Source organism: Flagellimonas chongwuensis (assembly GCF_013376415.1).
GTDB classification, from domain to species: domain Bacteria; phylum Bacteroidota; class Bacteroidia; order Flavobacteriales; family Flavobacteriaceae; genus Flagellimonas; species Flagellimonas chongwuensis.
Window position 1 is genome coordinate 988,185 of the sequence record NZ_WYET01000001.1, and the last position, 23,823, is coordinate 1,012,007.

Sequence of the window (23,823 nt, forward strand, 5' to 3'; positions counted from 1 at the left end):
AATTTTTTTAGAATCCTAATTTTACACCTAGGGTTATGTTTCTGGTCTCAGGGAAAGCAGAACCATTTTGATCATTGTTTAAAGGCGTCTGTTCCGGGCTGTACGATTTAAAATCGGTAAAGGTGAACAGGTTGGTTCCGGTTAAGTATACCTTGGCACTTTGTAATCCAATCTTGGAGAAAGTATCCCTGGGAATGTTGTAGCCCAATGTAAGCGTACGTAATCTCACGTAGGATGCATCTCTAACAGCAAAAGGGAACAGGTGCAAGTGCGTGTCTGGTTTTGGTCTTGGATATTCTGTCGATGGATATTCCGGAGTGTAATATTTAGTCCTGATACCGTTAATGGCACCCTTCCAAAGCTCACCATTGGCGAGAACAGGATTTAACCTTGTTGCATTTTGTACTATGTAGATATCGGCAAACAGATCAAAGTTCTTGTAGGTAATGGTGTTGGTGATGGAACCGTACCAATCAGGATCTGTATTTGTGAACACGTTGTCGCGATTGTCTATTTGTCCGTTGCCGTCCTGATCCACCACGCGAACATCACCTGGCTGTGCCAATGGGTTTCCAGAACCGGCAATGTCATCGCCTTCTTGGTAAATGCCATCATATTTTGGCAGCCAGATATTGTTGATGGAATGACCAACGGATAAACGTCTTCCTGAATTGGCATCGGTTATATCGATGGGATTACCTTGATCATCAAGCTCTCCTGTGAGGGAGATTACCTCGTTTCTGTTTCTGGAGAAAACAAGCCCCAAAGACCAACTAAAATCTTCTTTTCGGATAATATTAGAGGTCAAAGAAGCTTCAATACCTTGGTTTTGTATTTCACCTGCATTGAATCGAGTCACATTAAAACCTGTGGTTCCAGCAATGGATCTATCCAATAAAAGATCGTTGGTGTTGGCTTTGTAGTATTCAAAAGTTCCTTGGAAAAAGTTGTTGAACAATCTAAAATCCACACCAGCGTTCAAAGTTGCTGTTTTCTCCCATTTTAGGTCAGGGTTGGGCAGTCGGGATGATGCGGTGGCACCTGCCACGGTTTCATCGCCAAACACGTAGGGGAGGTCGTCGGCAACCCCTAAAGATTCTAAAGGATCTATTCCTTGGTTACCTGTGGCACCATAACTCACCCTAAACTTCATTTCGTTAATGGCATCGATATCTTGCATAAAGGGTTCCATGTGCATTTTCCATGCTACGGATACAGCTGGGAAGAAGCCCCATTTTTGGTTTGCGGCAAAAACCGAAGCGCCATCCGCACGTGCAGTCGCTTCCAAAAGGTATCTATCCAAGTAACCATACCTAATCCTTCCCAAGAAGGAATATAGCCTACGCTGGGAAACATCTCTTACATTGTTCAGTAATTCGGTAGCGTTACCATTAAATCCGAGGGCATCATTGGTGAATCCGGATTTATCCAATTGCGTATACTCGGTACGGCGTTCATCGAATGCTTGTACAGCGGTAAAGTCCACATTATGACTATCATTGATTTGAGGTGTGTACATCAAGATGTTTTCCACAAGCACCTGCTTGAACAAGGTGTTGGACAATACCCCAAGTCCGTCGATACCTTCATCACCGGCAGAGTGCAATGAGGAACGATATACTCCTTGGTTGGTGTTACGGTTTCTTAAGAAAGTTTTCAATGTATAGCTTAGGTTGGGCGCTATGTCATAGATAAGGCTCAAGTTGACATCTGTAAGGTTGATTTTGGTCTCATCCACAGATTCTCTTTGGTCCCATAACGGGTTTACCGATGTGTTCGATGGGCCCAAATAAAACTTCTGGAGCTCACCGTCCGCAGTGTAAGGCTGGGCAAGTGGCGTTATGGTGGTAAAGTTTATTCCTCCTGTTTCGCGGTCTTGTTTTGCGTTCTGATAATTGATGATTCCACGGAATGTCAATTTATCAGATATTTTTTGTTCTAAGTTTAGTTTGAATGTGCCTCTGTCAAAACCTGAATTTGGAATAATACCTTCTTGTGAAAAATAGTTGAAACTGGAAAAAACCTTGGTCTTTTCGCTACCAGCGGAGAAGCTTAGTGCATGGCTCTGGATTACTGCATCCCTAAGTACCAAATCTTCCCAATCTACAAAATCTTGGTTCTCAATGGCATCTAGTTCAAAAGGTGTGAAAATGTTCACATCGTTCAAGTAGTCGCCCGTGAACCTGTTCCTGTTGGCTTCTCTTCTTAGGTCTATAAATTGTGAGCCAGTGTATTGATTGAAGTTTTTGGTCAACGTTTGTACGGTAGTGTAACCGTGGTAGTCTATGGTAGCTTTACCTGTTTTACCCGTTTTCGTTGTTACCAAGATAACACCGTTGGATGCCCTTGAACCATAGATGGCGGTTGAGGAGGCATCTTTTAAGATTTCAATGTTGGCAATATCGTCCGGGGCTACATCATTAAGGTCATCAAAAGGAAGACCGTCCACGATAATCAATGGAGAGTTTCCTCCGTCAACGGATACGTTACCCCTAATTATAATATTGGAAGCACCACCAGGTCGTGCATCACCGAGATTTACCTGTACACCAGCGGCTCTACCCCGAAGCATTTCGGAAACGTTGGTGGTGGGCACATTGGTTGCTTCCTCCACCTCTACGCTTGTCACGGAACCGATAACGTTACTTTTCTTTTGGGTACCATATCCTACAACAACCACTTCGTCGAGGGCTTGTGTGTCTTCGCTCAATGTAATGTTGATTTCAGTTTGCGTACCAACGGACACTTCTTGTGATACAAAGCCAATGTAGCTGAACACTAAAGTGTCGTCATTGGAAACATCGTCAATGGTGAATTCACCATCAAAATCGGTAACAACCCCATTGGTCGTTCCTTTTACAAGTACGTTTACACCCGGCATGGGTCCCATATTGTCGGATACCGTACCTGTTACGGTTTTAGTTTGTGAATATCCATAGGCGGTACATAAAAGCACTATCCATGTTAAAAATCCATATCTCATTTTTGAGTAAATTTAGTTTGGACATAAAAGTAAGTGGCTTAACGTCTTCTTAACAAAGGAGCTACCTCTATAAAAAACCTACATCGGCAATTTTATGGGGTTAAAATTGATGTTTTGCTATTTAAACCCCTTGAAATATGATGATTTGAAAAAAATATACCCCTGATTATACTGTCTGGCAAATCGCTGAATTTGAGGTGATTTGTGAAAATGTAGAGTTATTGTAGGGGTAATTTTAAGAAATGTAGGACTGTGATGTGGGAAAGTAGAGTTGCCTAAAAGTTTAAAATGTAATCTATAAGGTTATCGTGGTGTGGCAGGTCGAATTTTTTACGGAGCCGGTAGCGCTTCATTTCTACACTTTTTACCGATATATTTAGCAATGGTGCAATCTCTTTGGAGGAAAGATTCAGCCTTAAATAGGCACACAATCTTAAGTCGTTATTGGTTAGACTATCGTGTTTACTCTTGATTCGCTTTAAAAAGTCTTTGTCAGCATTGTTGAATGCATCTTCAAAGAACTTCCAATCATCTTCGCTGTTGATGTTCTGGTCTATTTCCCTGATTACGGTTCTAATGTTCCTATCCTTGTTTGGTACTTCCTTCAATTGCGACTTTAAGGATGACAGAAACTTATTTTTTTTGACCAAACTCATTGTGGAAATGGCAAGTTCACGATTCTTGTTGTCAATTTCATTTTGAAGCTTTTCGGTCTGTATTTGAGCAATACGCTCTTTTTCCTCCAGTTCCCTGCGTTCCAGTTCTTTGTGGTTTTGCTTAATAAGGGATTCTTGTTTCCTTCGATAATAGTTCTTGTAAAGCCTATGTACCACTATAAATATGAGTAAAACCGCCATTGTATATGCCAAAAGGGCGAGGTCGGATAGGTACCAAGGGCGAGATATGGTAAAACTGTACGAAGCAGTATTCGAACTCAAGTTATTGCCCACCATGGCCCTTATGGTAAATATGTAATCCCCAAAAGAAAGGTTCTTGAAGGTAACATCGGTGTTTTCTGACCATTCGCTCCACCCTTCGTACAAGTTTTCCATTTTGTACTGATAACGTACCTCGGTGTATTTATCAAACTCTGGTACACTGTATTCGAACCTTATATTATTGTTCGCATGCACGAATGTCCTGTTTGAATCGGTAGGTGCTTTGTTGGACAACTCTTGGTAGCTCCCAAAATAAATGGAATTTATCTGTACTTCTTGTTTGGAAGGTTCAACCTTGGTAAGGTCCAAAGAAACAAATCCATTTGAACTTCCTATCAAATATTTGAAGTCAGATATTTTTGAGATGTTCTCAAATCCAGAGACCCCTAAATTGGCACGGATGTCCTTAGGTATGGAAATATGGGAAGTACTAAGTTTATTGCTAAGGGTACTTTGGGTAACATATTGTATGCCGTAATCTGTGAAAAACCAGAGCCGTTGTTCGGAATCTTCGGGAATTATGATGCTGATTTGCCCATTACTTTCATTAAAGATCATTTGGGTCAAAGTGCTGTCCAGTGCAATATCATTTTCTCCATCAATATTGTAGATGGCTGCATTGGTTTTATAGTAAAGTTCATCCTGAAAACTAAAGATGTTCGAACTGTGACCGATACGTTCCACATTGGTTACCTGTTTAACTTCTCTGAAACTCGGGTCGAGCTCGATAAAATACAGTCCTTTTTTTTCATGGTCCACGACTACCTGAAGGGAATCCATTTCAAAAAAACGACTGGAAATGGTAAAGCCATCGATGGCATTCCGGAATTTCCAAAAACCATCTACCTTTTCAAGAATGCTCAATCCGTTGTAATTTCCTTGTAATAAAAGGTTGTTGTGACCCTTAATAGGTTTTACGCCCCATGTCCCGGGATAATCCGAAATAAGTTCGGCCCTGTTTTCCTCGATAATGAAAGTGCCATTATTGTGTCCGCAGAAGATAGTGGAATCCAAAAGCTGAAGATTCCATACTTGTCCTTGCGTGCCATCAATCAACCTAAAAGGATCTTGAGAGGCGGTCCTTCGGTAAAACAAGCCCTGATTGGTACCCAAATATAAGTGTCCTTCGTGGTTCAATGCGGCGTATACCAGCCCAAGGTTGCCCAATTTGTCAACATATTCATTAAAGGGGGAGTATAGGTTTACGGTCGCAATACCGTTATCCAGACCAAGCCATAAGTTGTTTTCAGCATCTTCAAAAAGGGATAGAACCGTATTGTTGTTCAATCCTTTTTCCTGATCGATGTTCCGTATGATGGTCTCACCATCTGGAGAGAGGTGATAAAAACCGTTAGATATACTACCGAGTACAAAAGAACTATCGTTTAGTCGAATGCTGCTATATAGTTTGATGTTCAAATCATCCATGGCGGTTTCCCACGGCGTAACAGTCTCCGAATCGTATCTGTAGAACCGGGAACTTTCGGTAAGGATCAATAGGTCATTCCCAACACCGTACAGCCCAACTATGGGCTCTTTGGTAAATACAGGGTCATTGCTTACCAATTGTGCCTCTCCATTTTGGATGGTGAACAAACCTTCTTTGGCAATTTGAAAATAAACATTGTTGTTTACGACGCCCATGTTTGCCTTGTCCGATTTTGCTTCGATCACCTTAAAGCTGCTTTCAAGGTTGTCATAGATATAGATTCTGTCCAGTGATTGGAAGAGGACCCACTGGTCCAGGACAACAATATCCCAAAATTCCTCGTCCTCCGAAATGGGGGTTTCCATTTTTTGGGATAATGAGGTATATGCAAGTTCGCCATTTGCTTTTTTGGTCCAAAAACCAAATTCACGGTAGGATCCCGTGTAAATTTTGTCTCCAACGGCCATTACCGAGCGAATTACAGGAGATGTAGGTAATTTATATTGGTGCCATTTACTGCCATCAAACTCCAAAAGACTGGTGTGGTTAGCCACATATATGTTCTTTGAAGGGGATTGTGTGATTCCCCAATTCTGAAATTCCCCATTATATTCCTTTGGGGTATAATTTTTAATGGGGGGAAGCTCCTGACCAACGAGTGTTGAAGAAAATATGAATAATAAAAAAACGATTAGGAGTCTCAAACGGAACTGATTTAATTAAGCATCAAAACATTTAAAGATAAAGGTAAGTACTATAATTAAAACTCGCTTTTTTATCTGTTTGGATAAAATCAAGGGGCTTATCATAAAAGCCCCTTGATTTCTGTATGCATTGTGAACTACTTATGTTTTGGTTCCCAAATAAGTCGCAAAAATGAACTGAAACGCTCATTCTCCCTGCTAATGGGAACTCCCGCAATAATGCCTATCATTAAATTATCAGCGATTCCGAGTCGCATTTGGGGGCGCATGGTCATATCAAAATCACTGCCCTCCCAGGTTTTGTTGAACTCTACACCAATAAAATTCCGTGTACCGGGAATCATATAGTGAAAACTGGTGTTAACATCATAGGATGTATGTACTTCCCCACTTTCGTATTCGTGACCTATCATAGGACCGGTATACACCAAGGAGTGGAAATTGTTGCCCCAACGTTTGGCAACCACCAAAAAGGGGTTGTATACATTCCCAGAAATCAAGGGCTTGCCAAAATTTCTGAAGTCCGATAATTCGAACTCATTGATATATCCGATTGCCATCGAAGTGGCCATTCGTTCATTTACAAAGAACGACCATTGAGTCGCTATTTTGATACTGTTCAATCTATTGGAAGGTGTTTCGACCCCACCATTATCCGCCAGTGGAGAATAAAAGGTAAAGGGCAGTTCTACTTCAAGGCCCAACCTATCCATTGGGGCCCATTCGTACTCAATAAGCGCTTCGTAGGAATCAAAAGTGAGCTCGTCTGTCAGTCCCAATCCAAGGTTCCACTCCCGTTCCCCTTTTCGTGCACCGAGGTCACGTATCAGGTCAATATATAAGGGTTCTGCGTGCAGCACCTTGGCAGGTTGTTTTTTTTCATCGATTTGATTTATGTAAAGACTGTCTTTCTCGGAATTAGTAATTTGGGAATAAGCTATACTGGATGATACCAACAGAACTATTGGCATCATTTTTTTTATGATGTTTTTCATGTATTCTGATTTGTTTTATATGAATGTTGAATTGCCCGAACCTTATGGTGAAAAGGGACGGGTTTGGCTAGGAAAACAAATCATACTTCGGGAGGAGGAGTGTCCTTCTGGATGTAAAGATGGGTCAAGAGGGAGTTCTTGTCTGGAAACTTTTTCTTTTTACCCATCAAAATATGGTATCGGGAATAATCAGGGTTGGGTTGATGTACGGTAAGCTTAATTTTAAAACTGGAGCCACTATTATGGTCTTCTTTATCAGGGTCGTCGTATTCTTTAAACACATCCCCGTAGCCCAGGACCTTTTCAACCAAAATCTCGATAATACTCTCTTGGTCGTTAACGGATAGGTCTTCGGGAACATGGTCGGGATACCGGTCCGGTGAGTCCACACTGATGTTCAATAGGTAAAGACCCATCAAACTCCAGAATATCTTTAGAAAAGTACTGTTTCGTAAAAGACCTACCATGCTGTAAAACTAAGCTTCTTTTTTTCTTTTGGATAATTTATCCATGTAAAGAATCACAATTCCTATCACACCGCCGATACAGGCCAAAATACCTCCAACCACACTGGCGTAGTTGAACCCAAGTCCAAAAACCATGGGCAGACCACCAAAATAAGCCCCTGAGGCATTTCCCATATTAAAAGCACTTTGGTTCATGGACGACCCTAGTTTCTCTGCGCCCTTGGCAGCTCTTATGATGGCTATTTGGATGGGTGCCGAAATGGAAAAGGTAATAACGCCGACAATAAAGCTAAGTACATATATGGCAATGTTGTTGCTTGCGAAAATGGAGTTTAATAGTAGAATCATCGTCATGCTAAACATGCTTATGACCACGGATTTTACGGGATTGAAAGTTTCCACCATTCTCGCCCCCAAAAAATTTCCAAAAAACATCCCGAATCCTGCTACGATCATAACGTATCCAACGTTTGCTTCGGGAAGCTTGGTTACGTTGATAACCAAAGGGGCAATGTAGCTGTACCAGGCAAAAAAGCCGCCGGTACCCACAGTGGTAAGGGCAATCAAGGCCCATAATTTTTTGTTTTTTAGGCCGGGTGAAGGGTTTTTAGAGTCGGAATTATCAGCTTCATCCAATCCTTTTTTTGGCATCCAAAAATAAAGGCTGCAAAAAGTGGCAATACCAGCAATCCCTACCAACATAAAAGAATAACTCCAATGCAGTTCCTGTCCAATATATGTGCCTAGCGGTACTCCAATAATATTGGCGACGGTCAAACCTGAAAACATTACGGCCATGGCCTGAGCAGCTTTGCCCGGTTTGGCCAAATAACCCGATACCACAGCACCAATACCAAAAAATGCTCCGTGAGGCATACCGGAAAGAAAACGGAACAACATCATTGTCCAATAATTGTCCGAAAAGGCCGACAATGTGTTGAAAATGGTAAACCAAACCATTAAGAATAACAAGGTTTTCTTTGGATTGAGGTTGTTGGTGATCCTTGCCATTACGGGCGCACCTATAACTACCCCAAGGGCATAGATGGCTATGAAATGTCCCGCTTTAGGAATGGAAATATCAAGAGAACCGGCAATATTGGGAAGGATACCCATGATTACAAATTCTGTAAGGCCTATGCCGAAACCACCGATGGCGAGAGATAAAAGGGCTTTTTTATTGGTTGATCGCGAAGTCTTGTCCAAGCTTATTTTATTAAGAGGACAAAGGTAATTGGAATCACTTAATTCCTAAGCAAGGATATTGGCTTAATTCTATATTCAATTACCTTACGGAAATAAACAGCCTTGAAGTTTGGACTAATTCAAATACATTCAAAAAACGAAACAAATACTTTTGAAAGGATATTTTGGGTTCAAGGCTGTTATTTGCTGTTGATTAATCTGTTCCCAAATTAGCGTAACAACTGTTTTTTCTCGGAAACCCTCAACCACAAGTACTCTTTCCCGATTTATAAGAACCTTTTTTTGCCAAAAAGCAAAAGACCCGCTCTTATTTAAAGCGAGTCTTTCTTTGAATGAATATGTAAAAATCAATTGATACAGGGAGCTGGATTCGGTCCAAAAGGGCCCAAAACCTCTCCGTCTGGTGTTTCAATAGTGTAAACATGTTCTTCCTCGAAGGCACCACTGGTATACGAAATCACCAAACTGCTGGTTCCTGCTGGGACATCCACGTTAAACGTCGCTGCATCACCAGCTGTAAATGTGTAATCTGTGGTTGCCCCATCAATCTCGAATGTTACAAAGGCACCGTCCCAACCGTCACCGTAAAGATCCTGCATTTCTATTACCCAAGTTCCTGGTACCGTAGTCCCTGAGATAGGGGAGCACTTTACAAGTACAATAAAGTTGAATGCTTGTAATTGTTCTGGCTGCCCAGTCAGGGTTGCACTATAGTTGGCCACTGTGGTTACTGTTCCATCTGTTCCTGTGGATTCTCCCAAAAACCTGATGAAGTCGCCTCCGGAGATATTGTCCACTGTTATACCCAGTGCACTGGCAATGTCGGTATAAGGAATGGAAAGGTTGCTCGGGAACTCTGTTATTGTTGCCAACGGTACAGTATCGGAAGATACCCCGCCAGATTCCAAAGTCACACTCAAATCCCATGATGCTACATTGTCACTGGGGTCGTCAACGGTACCGGAGAAAGTGGAATTGGCCAAGTCACCTTTGGCAACAATGGTTTCGTCCAGTTTTATCCTCACATAAGGTGCGGCCGAATCTTCCAGCTCAAACACGTTGAGTGGATTTTTGTCCTCGTCTTCACAGGCCGCTATTCCCAAAATCAGTAGTGATAGGCCAAGTATATATTTAAAGTTACTTTTCATAAGTATTGTTTTTAGAATTAAATCAATCAACGAATCCATCGGGGTTGGTGTCCCAGAACACGGGAGTACTTGGTGCACTTTTCTGTGTAATGTTCGTATTGCTGTCCGCAGCGGTCTGTGAATACCACATAGATCTTAGGAAAGGCCCTGGGTCGTTGGTGGTAAAGGCAGGCGTCAAGTTATCGGGTTGACCTGTTCTTCTATACGTGTTGTATGCCTCTATTCCATTGCACCACAACGCAATAAAGTATTGCTCCACAATAATTCGAAGCTTGTCCGTATTGTTGCCGGCATCATAGGTTGCCAATATTTCTGCAACATGGCTGTCGATAGCTGTTGAGGTCGGAACAAATCCCGAACCCTCTGCCAATGATGCCCCAAAGTCCATAACAGTGCCGATGGATTGCCGTATGCCTGTTTCCAGATAATCCCGGGCGCTTCCTGTAGTATTCAGTGTCAATGATGCTTCTGCTAACATGAAATAGGTATAGGAAGACATCAAAATTGGGGATATTCCCGCACCTACGAGCCCTTCGTTCACTGCTCCGGAACCGGATACATTTCTAAAAGAGTTGTCATCGAACGGTCCACCAACTGGATAAGTTCCGTGCAGCGTTCTAAAGGCATCATCTGGAGGAATACCGTCATCGTCCAAATGGTTTCTGCCCCAATATCCGCTCAAACCATTGGTAGCGGGAACCAAACAGTAGGGTTCGGAAGGGTCCCACCATGAAGGAAGTGATATTTCGGTAACACATTCCTTGGTAACTACATCTGCACCAGAAAAGTCTTCTTGTTGTCGGTAAAAATAGTAGCGAATCCGTGGATCAGGTTCTCCATATTGGTTGGCCATCAAATTCATATAATAATTACAGGTGTAAAAGTCCGAACTTGGCCCCGCACCGTCGTAGTTGGCATCAAAATAGGGATGTCTGCTATCCGGAGAGGCATTATTGGTTCCCCATTGAAAGAAAAAATCATCGGTTGGGTCCAAAATCAGTTGGTTGCCCGCAATCAATTCATTGATGCGCGAAGTGGAAACGGATGCTCCAAAGCCTTCGGCAGAGGCCAAACGGGTCTGAAGATATAGCTTCAAACGCATGGTGTTTGCCACTTTCTTCCATTGGTCTTCATTGGCATTGTAAAATAGGTCATCAGATGGGAGGGAGGTTTCATCCTTGTTGAGGTTGGCAATAGCATCTACCAAAAGTTGATCCGCCGCTTGGTAAATGGTAGCTCCCGAGTCAACTGTTGGATTTAAGATTCCCTCGCCGCCCATGGCTGCTTCCGAGTAAGGTACATCTCCGAAGAAATCTACCATGGACATCATAATGTATGCTTCCAATATCTGGCCAATGGCGATATGTGTGAACTGACCGGCTTCTTCTGCCAAAGGATTCATGGTCCTAATATCTATCAAGGCACGGGCATACACATTGTCCCAAACCCTATCAAAATCAGATGGGTCGTAATTCTCCCGATAGGTGGGACCAAAACCATGTTGAATTCTCACTGGTTCCATTCCAAATTGACTTAGGCCATTTTCGGCACGGCCTTCCTCACCGGAATGAATCTGGGCGGTCATTAGTTGTATTTGATTCAAAAAGAAATCAACGCTCGCCTGCGACGGGTTTAATGCATTGGGGCTCTCCACTACATCCAATGTAGTGCTCTCGCAGCCCAGCATAACTGTCAGTGCAGCGATTATGAGACTTAGTATATTTGATATTTTTTTCATAATATTTCTGATTCTTGTTAGCTGCGATTAAAATGATGCCCTTACGGTAAGGCCATATCTTCTGGTGGACGGACCGGTGAAGAAATCAATTCCTTGTCCGTTACCAACTCCTGTACTCGATGAGTTGGTATCGTATCTGACGTCATCGGGGAAGTTCACGGCCTTGTACCATAAGTTGGATCCTGAAAGCGTTAATGATAGGCTTCCGAAAGGGGTTTTCTCCAACATTTTCTTTGGAATGGAATACCCCAATGAAGCTTCCTGTAACCTGATGGTGGTGCCATCAAATACGTTTACTTCGTTGATATCTCCCCCAAAAAAGGTATTGAAACCAAACTCGGTTGCTGTAATGGCTACGTTATTTGGGCTTCCATCGGCAAAAACCCCTGGGAGTATATAATTTGATTCTCTATCAATTGGATTATCAGGATCAACAACTCCACGCCCTATCAGTCCTGCCGTTGTTACCGAATACACATCTCCACCATGGCGATATTGCAAGTTGGCCGAAAGGGTGAAGTTCTTAAAGCTGATGGTCGGAATCATGGCAGTGGTCCAGTCTGGGTTTGGGTCGCCAATTTCGGTGATGTTGTTGTCCACCAGGTATCTACCATTTGGCCCTACCACTTTGTTGCCGTTATCATCTCTTTGGATGGTGCTGCCGAGCAATACCCCAAATGGTCTGCCTTCCACGGCATAGTTGGCAGCTTCACCGGCTACCGCGAAGGTCAACAAAATGTTGTTGGTTCCCTCAGCCAAGTCGGTCACCGTGGTTTCACTGGCGGTAAAGTTTCCTGCAAGGTTAAAACCGATGCCTGCTTCGCTTTCCCTGAGTATGGTAAGGTCGTAATCGGCTTCTATACCTTTGGTTTCAACCTCCCCAATATTTACAAAAGTGGAGCGGAAACCTGTTGAGCTGTCCAATGTACGGTTGGTAATCAGGTCTGTAGTCGACTTTTGATACAAACTGACATTAAAGTTCAACCTATTAAAAAGGCGTGTATCTAGACCTATTTCCAGCTCCTGCACTCTTTCTGGCGAGAGATCGCGGTTACCCAGTACATCAGAAACGGTATTTCCGGAAACCACGTTGCCATTGAGGTCTACAAATGTTCTGGAATTCAAGGTGAGTACATCCCTAGTGTTAAATGGAGTTGGGAAACCTGCGGATGAACCGTAACCTACCCTAAGTTTTGCATAGTTGAGTACATTCCCCTGCAATGCAGGAAAGGCTGTGGTAGGAATAAAGGATAAACTGGCTCCCGGGTAAAACAGGGAATTGTTTTCTCTTTCCAATGTGGACGACCAGTCGTTTCTCCCCACTACGTTTAAATACAATAAATCTTTATAGGACAGGGTTGCATCCAAATAAATACCAACAAGATTTTCCTCGAAGTTTTGATTCAGATCGGTACCAGAAAAGGAGTTTATGGAGGATGGAGTCGTAAAATTATAATGTTCAAGCACTCCAAAAACCAATTGTCCTTGACTCTCTATACCGTCCTGTGCATAGGTGTCTCTACGACTATTGGCGCCCAAGGTGGCGGTAAGGTTCAAATCTTCGGAAAGATTTTTCTCTGCACTTAGAATCAAATCGTGGTTCCAAATCGAGTTTCGAACGGAGGTAGTCCTTAAAATTCCCAACGTAGGTCCATCAACGCCGCCTCTGTTCTGTCCGTATGAGTTTAATTCGGTATATGTATCCAGACCCACTCGGTAAGTCAGGTTCATCCAATCGTTCAAGGCATAGCTCATGGAAACGTTTCCAGTAAATCGGTCGGTTTCTTGACTGGTTTTTGAGTTGGCAACGGTCCAGTATGGATTTTGGATATCGTTACCTGACCTATAGTACAAGCTTCGGCCATCCGCTGCTTGGAATGGAAGATTGGTCAAATCGATGTTTCTTGGCGTGTAAAGTACGTCACCAAATATGGCTGAGCCATTAAAAGCGGCACCACTACCTGTACTCACGGCATTTGGAGGTGACTTGTAGCCTGTTCTGGCAAAATTGAAGACCCCGGACACGGTAAAGTTGTTGGATAGTACCGCATTTCCACCTAAACTGAAGTTGTTACGTAGCAACTTGTTGCCAGGGGTGACCCCGATATCTTCCGTACGGCCGTAATTCGCATTGAAATTTACTTTTTCGGAACCACCACGAACATTTACGGAGGTGCTGTATACATATCCCGTCCTGAAGAATTCTTCAACTCCATTATAAGGTTGGTACGGATATTCAACACTCAGTAAATCTTCATAACCGGCAATTAAGGTTGGGTCGGCGATATAGTTGAACGGGTGTTGTGTCAATGCCACTCCGTTTGGACCAGTTCTTATGTATTGGGCTGCCGTGGCAATACCATCATCGTCAGTACGGTCAAAACGAGGGCCCCAGTTACTGAAGAAGAATCCAAATCCTTGATGGAATCCACTACCATAGTCGTTTTGGAACTTTGGGAGTACGGCATTGGACATAAATATGGACTGTGTAACGGAAACTTCTGTTTTGGAAGGGGCATCTCCAGAAGCGGAACCTTTTGTTGTGATCAGTATCACACCATTTCTACCTCGGTTGCCATAGAGTACCGTTGCGCTCAACCCTTTCAATACGCTTACACTTTCAATATTGTTCGGGTCAAGGTCAAGAAATCGGCTGGATTCCGTATTTCCGTCCAAAAAGTTGGTCTGTGTATTGGTTCCTGAATCAAAGGGAATCCCATCGACAATAAATAAGGGTTGATTGGACTGTGTTGCCGAAGAATACCCTCTAATGATTATGTTGGTTCCCGAACCGGACATACCGTTATTGGAAGTAATGTTCACCCCGGCAACTTTACCGTTCAGTACCCTGGCAACATCCGCTTCCGGTCTTGATTCTACCTTGTCGGATTCCACCGTGGTTACCGAATAGCCCAAGGAACGCTTTTCCCGGACTATACCCTGTGCGGTGACCACTACTTCTTCCAGTTGCGATGCGTCTTCCTCCATTTGAACGTTCAAAACGCTTGCTGCACCTACGTTTCTCTCAAGTGTTCTTTGCCCTAAATAGGAGAATACAAGGACATCTCCTTCGTTGGCCTCGATGGCATAGTTGCCATCAAAATCGGACTGAGTTCCCTTAACGGTGCCTTTCACAACAATGTTGACACCGGGCAAGGGTACCCCGTCTTGGTCGGTGACCGTACCGGTAACCGTTTTTTCTTGAGCGTGGACAAATGCAATGGATAGACACATGGCCAATAGCGCTCCAAACAGTTTCTTTACTTTCATACGAATAAAGTTTTGTTAGTAATTTGAAATGAGTTAGTGCAACTGAGAAAGGTGGACGGCGCTAGGAAATTGATAGCTAATTCAAATAATACTTCTGGGAAGTGAACAAAACTCAATGGATTTTGTCTTTTTAAGAAGTAGAGCCTCTCACCGCCCTACCTTTACAATTGCATAACAAATCAACTTATAAGTGTGTAGGAGAGGGTACTTTTTAAACGGCTAGAACCTCAAAAAGATGGAAGCCCTTGGGGAAGTACCGTTTTTAACACTTGTCGCAATGTTTTATAACAATTTGATAATGAATCATTAAAAAACCTCTTGGTGTTCCAAGAGGTTTGTGTGGGAATAGCTCTTAACGATTTAGATTCCGCCGTTACACCATTTGCATTTCGTGTTGCCTATCGATATTAGTGCTTACCGCAGCTCGGTAATCGTTGGGGCTATACCCGGTAATTTTCTTAAAGGCGCTGTAAAAGCTGTTTTTACTGTTAAAACCAACTTCGTACATAATCGCCTTTACACTGAGGGAGGGGTCTTCTACCAGAAGATCTTTGGCCTCTTCAATTCTGTATTCGTTCAAGAACGAATAAAAATTCTTGGAGAAGAAGGTATTGATTACCTGTGAAACCTTATACCTGTTTTCCTTAATATGATCAGCAAGGTCATCAAGGCAAAGGGTATTGTCCCGGTAGATCTTGTTCTGATCAAAGGCATTCTTGATTTTTCTTCGAATCAAAACAGCTTCCTCCCCAGTTAATCCGGACTTTTTGTACTTTTCATTACTGTCCGTTTGGGCCAAAGTCCGTTCAGGGCCCACAACGTACTTTACAACGAATTGTTTTAGTAGTTGTCTCATTGATTGATGATTTTTGATTGATGACTACTAGTTAGCTAGAAAACCAATTTTTTTAGGTGTTCCCGATAAGAGTTTACCCTTGCTTTAGGGCATTGAGGTATTCGCTGGGAGTAAGTTGGGTGTCTTTCTTAAAAGCTTTATTGAAAGAGACTTTGTTGTTGTAGCCGACCTCGTAGGCAACATCAATAATGTTCAGTTCATTTTCTTGAGCCAGCAGTTCCTTTGCTTCTTGGATACGATGGGAGTTTACAAACTCACGAAAGCTCATATTAAAGTGCTCATTGATAAGTTGCGAGGCATTGTGGCGTGTCGTGTCCAATTTTTCGGCGACCATGTCCAGATTGATATCGCTTTTCCTGTACAATTTTTCATTGTGGAAGAGGTCGCTCAACTGATGTTTCAGTTCTTGTGACAAACTATCTGTTAGCCCGGACTTTACATATTTCGGAAAAAGAGGATTGGTATAGGCATATCGTCCACTGAATACATCGGGCTGAACATTGGCGGCATATCCCACGTATAATACCATAGTGCTTAAAAGAATAATGGGCGCATGGTAAAGGATCCCACTATTGTTACCGGTTATAATGTACGCACCATATATAAGGTAGATTACAACATAGCTAACATGTATTAGATAAATGTTCTTTTGCCAAGTCCTCGTCTTCTTGCTCAGTTCGGATGTATTCTTGCTCAAGATCAAGTGAACAAAAAAAGCATATATCCCGAGGGATAAGGATTTGAGTGCAACCATTAGCACTAGCTTGGTTGAATCCCCAGGATTTAAACCTTCTTCCAGTCTTTGCAGCATTTGGTTGATTTTTTCTGTCCCGGAAAACCCATAAACTGTAAATATGAGATAGATTGTCAGGATTACTGTTGGCAGAAAGTGCCACAAATCCGTTTTATTTAAATCCGATGATTTTGATACCCTTTTGAAATATAGAAAAAGCAGGGGCCCATATAGAAAGGAACACCAGGTCGACATCAAATAGGTGTGGGGAAATACGAACACATAATTGGTCTGGTTGACGCATATGTTCAGAATAAATAGGGAATGAATAAACACAAAAGTGGCAATAAGGTTTCTAGCCTGTTTATCAATTTTTTTGTTGATGACCAGCATGAACGTTACGTAGAACCCAATAAGGGACACAAAAAAGTAAAATACGGACCACGTATTTATTTTTGGCAAAACAGTGCCCGATAATTTTTGAAATTCTTGGTTCCCTCGAATTCCATCAAAATCCTCATGCAATAAAAAAGTGGGCTGAAAATCGATTTTGAAATAATCGTATATATGTCCTATTGACTCTTCTGGTTTCTTCAATGCAGCCTGACTAAGCGCCAACTTTTTTAAAATGTGTATTTTATCTTCCTCATTGCTAACGTTAAGATTCTTTTGATATAAGGGGACAGCCTCTTCAAATCGGTGAATATTGAAATAATAGTCTGCCCAATCCAATGAATCTTTAAAGGTTTCTGCTGTGGGTGCAGGAAAACCACCATAACCGCTGCTTACGGTAAGGCCATAGGTAAACGTAAGGTTTAGCCATAGAAGTAGTAAGACAATATAGTTGGTAGATTGTCTCATTTTGATTGATGATGAATTAGTATTAACAATTTATGAAAATACCATGTTAAAAACGTTAACAAACTATTAAAGTAGGTAAGCCCCGATAAAAGTTTACCCTTGAAATACCCCTGTAAGGGCGTAGGCTTTGGAAGAATTGCATAAAAAAAGCCGAGAAAATCTTTCTCGGCTTTTTTGTTTCTAGTAGCGGGGACTGGACTCGAACCAGCGACCTTCGGGTTATGAGTTTTTGATACTAATATAATAACCTAGCACAATACCTTTGTATATCAATGATTTATAGGATGAATAATTAAATTTCATATCATTTAATATCAAACAAAATCAATAAATGTTGTACCTATGTTGTACCTGAAATTAGTATATTTATAATCAAAATATTTTGGGATGGCAACAGTTCGAGTAGTATTAAGAAAGAAGAAAAACAAATCTGGATTACTTCCAATTGCAATTAGGATTACAAAAGACCGCAAAAGCTCTTATCTAAACACAGGCCAATACATCGAAGAAAAATATTGGGATGAAAAAAATCGTAATATTAGGAAATCACATCCTAATTCCAGTGTACTGAACAATTTTATTGCGACTAAAGTTGCAGAAGCAAACGATAAGGTCATAAAGTCTGAAATGAACCCTGAATATCAGACGGTTTCAGAAATAAAAAATAAAATTATAGTTACTAAAGGTCTTGATTTTTTTGCTGTAGCAGAAATGCATCTTCAAAATCTTAAGAATAGAAACAAACACCATCAATATGACACTGAATTAGGCAGACTTAAAAAATTCAAGGAATTTCTCGGTAAGGATTCACTTCCGTTCAATAAACTTAATGTTACTGTTCTTAAAAAATTTGAAACCTATCTCTTACATCAAAAAAGCCTTTCGCCCAGAACGGTAGTTAATTATCTTATACTTATTAGAACGGTCTTTAATTTAGCTATTTCAGAATCCATTACCGACAGAGGTTTATACCCTTTTGGGAAAGGCAAAATGACCATCAGAATACCTGAATCTCAAAAAATAGGTTTTTCCGAAGCAGAAATTCAAAAACTGGAAAATGCTAGAGGAATAACCGAAGCTCAGCAAAAAGCAATTCATATTTGGCTTGTGAGTTTTTACTTTGCAGGAATAAGAGTAGGTGATGTTCTTAAACTAAAATGGTCAGATTTTAATGACGGGCGATTACTCTATCGAATGAACAAAAACAGCAAGTTAGTTTCTCTAAAAGTTCCAGATAAGGCTATAGATATTTTTAATCTATATAGAGAAAGCTCATCTTATGATGATCTTATATTTCCGCAATTAAAAAGTATAGATTTTAGGGATTCTGAAGAAGTAACAAGGCGTACACAATCGATAACGAGAAATCTGAACAGAAGATTAAAGATTGCTGCCAAGCAATTAGGTATAAAAAAGAATATAAGTATGCACATTGCTAGACATAGCTTTGGAAATATCTCTGGGGATAAAATACCGATTCAAATGTTGCAAAAATTATATCGCCATTCTTCGGTGACAACAACTATTCGGTACCAAGCCAATTTTATACATAAAGATGCTGATGACGCATTGGATAGCGTGGTCAATTTCTAAACCATCCTAATTTTGCAACACAGTTGCATCTAAATCTTTTTACCTTTGTTTCGTGAAAATATTTACAATCATACTATCCTTATACTTTTTGGCGCTCAATTTTGCGCCTTGTAGCGATACCGTTCCTGATAGCGAAGATACACAACTTGAATTTTCACAAACAACAGATGCAGACCATTACGATAGCGATCTATGTTCACCGTTCTGTCAATGTCATTGCTGTCACGTACATACTATCGACTTTGAGCTAATGACCTTTGAGCCATTTCAAGATCCAATCTCAAATATGATCCTTACTTCTTTTCAACACCACGGCAAGGATTTCCACACTTCGCTTTTTCAGCCACCTCGGGCATAATTCAGTTTTCATAGGATAACTATATCCTTTTTTGAAGTTTTCCTAATGGGAATGCTCAACTATGTTTTTGCTACGCGAAAACGCAAACTCGTTTTTTAACTGAATTAATACATTAATCTATGATTAACAGAATCATTGATTTTTCAATCAATAACAAATTCATCATTGGTCTGTTCACGTTGACTCTTATAGGAGTTGGCATTTGGTCAATGGCAACAGTAAACCTTGGGTCTGTCCCAGATATTACCAATAATCAGGTGCAGGTCATCACGCAATCGCCCAATCTGGGAACGGAAGATATTGAACAGTTCGTAACCTATCCCGTAGAACTATCTATGGGTAATTTACCAGGCGTTACAGAAATAAGATCTATCTCACGCTTTGGCCTTTCCGTAGTTACTATCGTTTTTGAAGACGATATGGGAACCTATCTTCCTCGACAGCTGGTACAGGAAAAACTAAACGAACTGGGCGAATCTATCCCTGAAAAATTTGGAAGTCCATCTATGGGTCCCATCTCTACTGGTTTAGGTCAAATCTATGAATACACTATAAAGCCAGAGGAGGGTTTTGAAAACAAGTATTCGCCTATGGAACTGCGCACCGTGCAAGATTGGGTTATCAAACGACAACTCACATTACTGGAAGGCGTGGTAGAGGTCAACTCTTATGGAGGCAGTATTAAACAGTACGAGGTCACTGTCAACCCAGATAAGTTGAATAGTTTGGGTATTAGTATTTCACAAGTGTATGAGGCTCTCGCTCGGAACAATGTGAATACAGGCGGTGCTTACATAGAAAAAAATAAAATGTCAAATTTCATAAGAGGTGAAGGTCTTATTCGCTCTTTGGAAGACATTAAAGATATTTCGATTATTAACGAGGGCAACATTCCCGTAACTATTGGAGATGTTGCAACACGCGTCCATTTTGGGAATCAGGTACGTTATGGTGCTTTTACGCAAGACGGTAAGGAAGCCGTGGGAGGAATAATAATGATGCTAAAAGGTTCAAACCCTAATGCGGTTATTCAAAATGTTAAGAATCGTATGGCAGAAATTGAAAAATCCCTGCCAGAAGGTCTCACTATCGCCCCTATCACTGATCGTAGTGAGCTAATTGCCAGAACGACCGATACCGTTAAAACCAATTTACTGGAAGGCGCCCTAATCGTGATATTTGCCCTTGTTTTATTGTTGGGTAGTTTAAGAGGTGGCATCATAACGGCCACGACCATACCGTTGTCCTTGCTTTTTGCCTTTATATTAATGAAGCAATTTAATGTATGGGCAAACTTAATGAGCTTGGGAGCTATAGACTTTGGGATTATTATAGATGGTGCCGTGATTATTATAGAAGGAACGGTGTATGAGATCCAAAAACGGATTAGGTCTGGAAAGCTAAAATTCAATCAAGGCGTAATGGATAAAGTAGCCTATGATGCCGGAACCACGATGATGGGTTCTGCTTTTTTCGGGCAGATCATTATCCTTATAGTTTTTACACCTATACTTTTCCTTACAGGTGTAGAAGGTAAAATGTTCAAACCGATGGCATACACCTTTGGTTTTGCTATGATAGGTGCAATTATTCTGTGTCTTACCTATGTCCCAATGATGTCTGCGCTTTTTATGAAACCAGTTCAAAACACCAAAAGCTGGTTTGGCAAATTTGAGCGTTGGCTTGAAAAGATAAGTGATAAAATTATTGGTGCTATACATAGTGCTTATAAGCCATTATTAAAAGGTGCACTGCGGCTTAAACTTATCGTGTTATCATCTTCTGCTGTTCTACTTATTATTGCTGGTTTTATATTTTCTAATATGGGTGGAGAATTTGTGCCGCAGCTCGATGAAGGAGATATAGCAATGCAGGCGTTTATAAGACCAGGAAGCTCGCTCACAGAATCCATTGAAGTTTCAAAGAAAATAGAAACTATCCTATTAGAAAATTTTCCTGAAATTAAAACGGTAACAGCACGTATAGGTGTGGCAGATATACCTACAGATCCTATGCCTATGGATATTGCAGATATGTACATCATTCTCAATAAGGATATGGACGAGTGGACAACTGCTTCTACTAAAGAAGGTTTGATTGAAGCCATAAGGGATAAACTGGATGATGAACTCGTCGGGGTTAATTTATCATTTACCCAACCGGTCGAATTAAGATTTAATGAGCTTTTAGAAGGCGTAAGAGAGGATATTGCAGTAAAGCTATATGGCGAAGATTTAGAGGTGTTATCAGACAAGGTTCAGGAAATGGCAGCTATTATAAAGACCGTTCCTGGCGCGGGCGATGTGAGTGCAGAACGTACAGCTGGACTACCACAAATGACCGTAAAGTTCAGACGAGATAAAATGGCGCAATATGGACTGGATATTCAAAAAGTAAATGATTACATAAGTACTGCTTTTGCAGGTGGTACCGCTGGCGTCATTTTTGAAGGCGAGAAACGATTTGATCTGGTGGTACGATTTGATGAAAGCCATAGAAAAAGTATTGATGACCTGCGCACGATGTACATCGATCTTAAGGATGGAAGCCAGGTACCCATTATTGAAATAGCAGAGATTGAATACGTGCCTGGACCTATGCAAATCTCACGTGACAATACGTATAGAAGAACCTATGTAGGTGTAAATGCACGAGGCAGAGATGTGGAGTCTGTTGTAAAAGATATACAACAAAAGTTAGATGAAGAACTGGACTTGCCATCAGGATATTATATTACCTATGGTGGAGAGTTTGAAAACCTACAAAGCGCTAAGGATCGTTTAACAATTGTTGTGCCCATCGCCCTGTTCTTGATATTTGTACTGTTATACTTTGCCTTAAAATCCTTTTCACAATCGCTAATGATTTACATCGCGATACCCTTGGCGGCCATTGGTGGTGTGTTTGCTTTATGGCTTCGAGATATGCCATTTAGTATTTCGGCAGGTGTAGGATTTATTGTGCTATTTGGTGTCGCAGTTCTTAACGGGCTGGTACTTATTAACCGATTTAATTCTTTAAAGGAAGAAGGTGTTACAAGCATAAAGGATAGAATATTTCAAGGGACTAAAGAACGTATTCGCCCCATTATGCTCACGGCTACCACAGATATTTTTGGGTTTTTACCTATGGCATTTTCCACATCAGCCGGTGCAGAGGTGCAACAACCGCTCGCTACGGTAGTTATTGGTGGGATGCTTACGGCCACCCTACTCACGTTGATAGTACTTCCTGTACTCTATATCTTTATAGAAAAGCGACGTGAGCGCAAAGACCAGAACAAGATTAGTTCGTTTAATCCGCAAGCATTGACCACGATTTTAATACTTGGTTTTATGTTAGGTGGTACCGCTTTGGCGAAAGCGCAACAAACACAAGCACCTGTGCCAGACCTCATTGTTCAGGATAGCATTACACCCATTACCTTATCTCGGGCTGTAGAAATTGCCAAAGAGAATTATCCAGCACTCAAGACGAGCCAACTCGAAATAGAAAGACAGAGCGCACTCACGGGCAATGCCTATGACTTCGGTAATACTAAAGTATTTACAGGTGGCGAAGAAGTGGCAGATGGTCAGGGCATTTATACCTTGATAGGTATCGGTCAACAAAATATTGATCTATTGGGAATAGGTGCCAAAAAACGCTTGCAACAACAACGCATCCAGTTAGCCGAAACAGCTTTTGACCTATCTGAAATCCAGATAGAACTGGAAGTCAAAAAAGCCTGGTCAGAAGCTTTTCAGGCAAAGAAGAAATTTGTTCTTTATCGAGAACTGGACAGCATTTATGGTCAATTTGCACAATCTGTAGAACTCAATTTTGAAGTCGAAGCCATTTCGAGACTGGAATATGCTGCTGCGCGCAATCAAGCGTTACAGATAACCAACAGGTTTCAGCAGGCAGAAACAGATTATTTAATCGCATTACAAAAACTCAATCTTTGGTTGACACCAGATACGATGTACACCGTAGCTGATGAATTTGAAGCTACCGAAATTTCGGTGTTAGAGACTGATGATACATTGGATGAACATCCCGAGTTATCGCTTTCGCGAAAGCGTATAGACGAAGCACAAGCAAGCTATGATGCAGCAAGGGCAAGCTTACTGCCCCAGTTTAATCTGCAAGGTGGCCTGCAACGTGTAAATGGCGATAGTGGTTTCTACACCTATCAGGCAGGGATTTCCATACCGCTGTTTTCTGGCCCAGACCGCAGCCGCGCAAAAGCTGCTAAACTGGATGCACAGATTGCAGAAACCAATGCCGCATTCAAACAACGCGAGCTGCAATCCCAATATACACAAGCACAGCAAAATTATACACGATGGCGAGATACTTGGTTTTTCTATAAAACCGAAGCTCTGCCACTTGCCATAGACCAGCGCAAAGGCGCATTGCTCGCCTACAAAGAAGGTGCGCTTGATTATGCAGCATTCACGCAAATTATACGTGATGCCATACAGACCGAAATGGATGCACTGGACGCACTCGATAATTATTTAGAAGCCTTGTTTAAACTACAATATTTCCAAAACTAAAAA

At 41.4% G+C, this 23,823-nt stretch carries 13 protein-coding genes; 3 read left to right on the forward strand and 10 right to left on the reverse strand.

Translation table 11 applies throughout. The features are described from left to right. Nucleotides 1-7: 7 nt before the first annotated feature. From GUA46_RS04320 to GUA46_RS04365, 10 genes are all read right to left on the reverse strand, one after another. A complete protein-coding gene (locus GUA46_RS04320) occupies nucleotides 8-2,983 on the reverse strand; it encodes a SusC/RagA family TonB-linked outer membrane protein (protein ID WP_176619433.1) in 2,976 nt (991 codons plus the stop codon). Between the two features lie 275 nt (nucleotides 2,984-3,258). Next, nucleotides 3,259-6,054 carry a helix-turn-helix and ligand-binding sensor domain-containing protein gene (locus tag GUA46_RS04325; protein WP_176619434.1) on the reverse strand — a complete coding sequence of 932 codons (2,796 nt, stop codon included), beginning with the start codon at nucleotides 6,052-6,054 and terminating at the stop codon, nucleotides 3,259-3,261. Between the two features lie 137 nt (nucleotides 6,055-6,191). After that, nucleotides 6,192-7,049 carry an HAEPLYID family protein gene (locus GUA46_RS04330; protein ID WP_229418427.1) on the reverse strand — a complete coding sequence of 286 codons (858 nt, stop codon included), beginning with the start codon at nucleotides 7,047-7,049 and terminating at the stop codon, nucleotides 6,192-6,194. A gap of 80 nt (nucleotides 7,050-7,129) precedes the next feature. Continuing rightward, the gene (locus GUA46_RS04335; protein WP_176619435.1) at nucleotides 7,130-7,516 is read right to left on the reverse strand and encodes a hypothetical protein; all 387 of its coding nucleotides are present in this window, start codon (nucleotides 7,514-7,516) and stop codon (nucleotides 7,130-7,132) included. A 9-nt stretch (nucleotides 7,517-7,525) separates the two neighbouring features. Beyond that, a complete protein-coding gene (locus GUA46_RS04340) occupies nucleotides 7,526-8,722 on the reverse strand; it encodes an MFS transporter (protein ID WP_176619436.1) in 1,197 nt (398 codons plus the stop codon). Nucleotides 8,723-9,069: 347 nt separating this feature from the next. Continuing rightward, nucleotides 9,070-9,870 (reverse strand): hypothetical protein, encoded by an 801-nt coding sequence (locus GUA46_RS04345; RefSeq protein WP_176619437.1) that lies wholly within the window; start codon nucleotides 9,868-9,870, stop codon nucleotides 9,070-9,072. A 22-nt stretch (nucleotides 9,871-9,892) separates the two neighbouring features. Further along, nucleotides 9,893-11,608 carry a SusD/RagB family nutrient-binding outer membrane lipoprotein gene (locus GUA46_RS04350; RefSeq protein ID WP_176619438.1) on the reverse strand — a complete coding sequence of 572 codons (1,716 nt, stop codon included), beginning with the start codon at nucleotides 11,606-11,608 and terminating at the stop codon, nucleotides 9,893-9,895. A gap of 27 nt (nucleotides 11,609-11,635) precedes the next feature. Further along, entirely contained in the window at nucleotides 11,636-14,878 is a 3,243-nt protein-coding gene (locus GUA46_RS04355) for a SusC/RagA family TonB-linked outer membrane protein (RefSeq protein ID WP_176619439.1), read from the reverse strand. 373 nt (nucleotides 14,879-15,251) lie between these two features. After that, nucleotides 15,252-15,734 (reverse strand): helix-turn-helix domain-containing protein, encoded by a 483-nt coding sequence (locus GUA46_RS04360; protein ID WP_176619440.1) that lies wholly within the window; start codon nucleotides 15,732-15,734, stop codon nucleotides 15,252-15,254. A gap of 73 nt (nucleotides 15,735-15,807) precedes the next feature. Next, nucleotides 15,808-17,328 carry a helix-turn-helix domain-containing protein gene (locus tag GUA46_RS04365; RefSeq protein ID WP_176619441.1) on the reverse strand — a complete coding sequence of 507 codons (1,521 nt, stop codon included), beginning with the start codon at nucleotides 17,326-17,328 and terminating at the stop codon, nucleotides 15,808-15,810. 387 nt (nucleotides 17,329-17,715) lie between these two features. Here GUA46_RS04365 and GUA46_RS04370 point away from each other — a divergent pair, with 387 nt between their 5' ends. The 3 genes from GUA46_RS04370 (at nucleotide 17,716) to GUA46_RS04375 (ending at nucleotide 23,820) form a co-directional block, all read left to right on the forward strand. Further along, nucleotides 17,716-18,921: a site-specific integrase gene (locus GUA46_RS04370; RefSeq protein ID WP_176619442.1), complete on the forward strand. Its 1,206-nt coding sequence runs from the start codon at nucleotides 17,716-17,718 to the stop codon at nucleotides 18,919-18,921. 52 nt (nucleotides 18,922-18,973) lie between these two features. Further along, a complete protein-coding gene (locus tag GUA46_RS16935; RefSeq protein WP_313790854.1) occupies nucleotides 18,974-19,279 on the forward strand; it encodes a DUF6660 family protein in 306 nt (101 codons plus the stop codon). 119 nt (nucleotides 19,280-19,398) lie between these two features. After that, a complete protein-coding gene (locus GUA46_RS04375; RefSeq protein WP_176619443.1) occupies nucleotides 19,399-23,820 on the forward strand; it encodes a CusA/CzcA family heavy metal efflux RND transporter in 4,422 nt (1,473 codons plus the stop codon). The last annotated feature ends 3 nt before the right edge of the window (nucleotides 23,821-23,823 follow it).

Coding starts and splice junctions, on each gene's coding strand:
- GUA46_RS04335 (WP_176619435.1), bottom strand. CDS start 7,516: ATGGTAGGTCTTTTACGAAACAGTACTTTTCTAAAGATATTCTGGAGT.
- GUA46_RS04370 (WP_176619442.1), top strand. CDS start 17,716: ATGGCAACAGTTCGAGTAGTATTAAGAAAGAAGAAAAACAAATCTGGA.
- GUA46_RS04355 (WP_176619439.1), bottom strand. CDS start 14,878: ATGAAAGTAAAGAAACTGTTTGGAGCGCTATTGGCCATGTGTCTATCC.
- GUA46_RS04360 (WP_176619440.1), bottom strand. CDS start 15,734: ATGAGACAACTACTAAAACAATTCGTTGTAAAGTACGTTGTGGGCCCT.
- GUA46_RS04375 (WP_176619443.1), top strand. CDS start 19,399: ATGATTAACAGAATCATTGATTTTTCAATCAATAACAAATTCATCATT.
- GUA46_RS04330 (WP_229418427.1), bottom strand. CDS start 7,049: ATGAAAAACATCATAAAAAAAATGATGCCAATAGTTCTGTTGGTATCA.
- GUA46_RS04345 (WP_176619437.1), bottom strand. CDS start 9,870: ATGAAAAGTAACTTTAAATATATACTTGGCCTATCACTACTGATTTTG.
- GUA46_RS04350 (WP_176619438.1), bottom strand. CDS start 11,608: ATGAAAAAAATATCAAATATACTAAGTCTCATAATCGCTGCACTGACA.
- GUA46_RS04320 (WP_176619433.1), bottom strand. CDS start 2,983: ATGAGATATGGATTTTTAACATGGATAGTGCTTTTATGTACCGCCTAT.
- GUA46_RS04365 (WP_176619441.1), bottom strand. CDS start 17,328: ATGAGACAATCTACCAACTATATTGTCTTACTACTTCTATGGCTAAAC.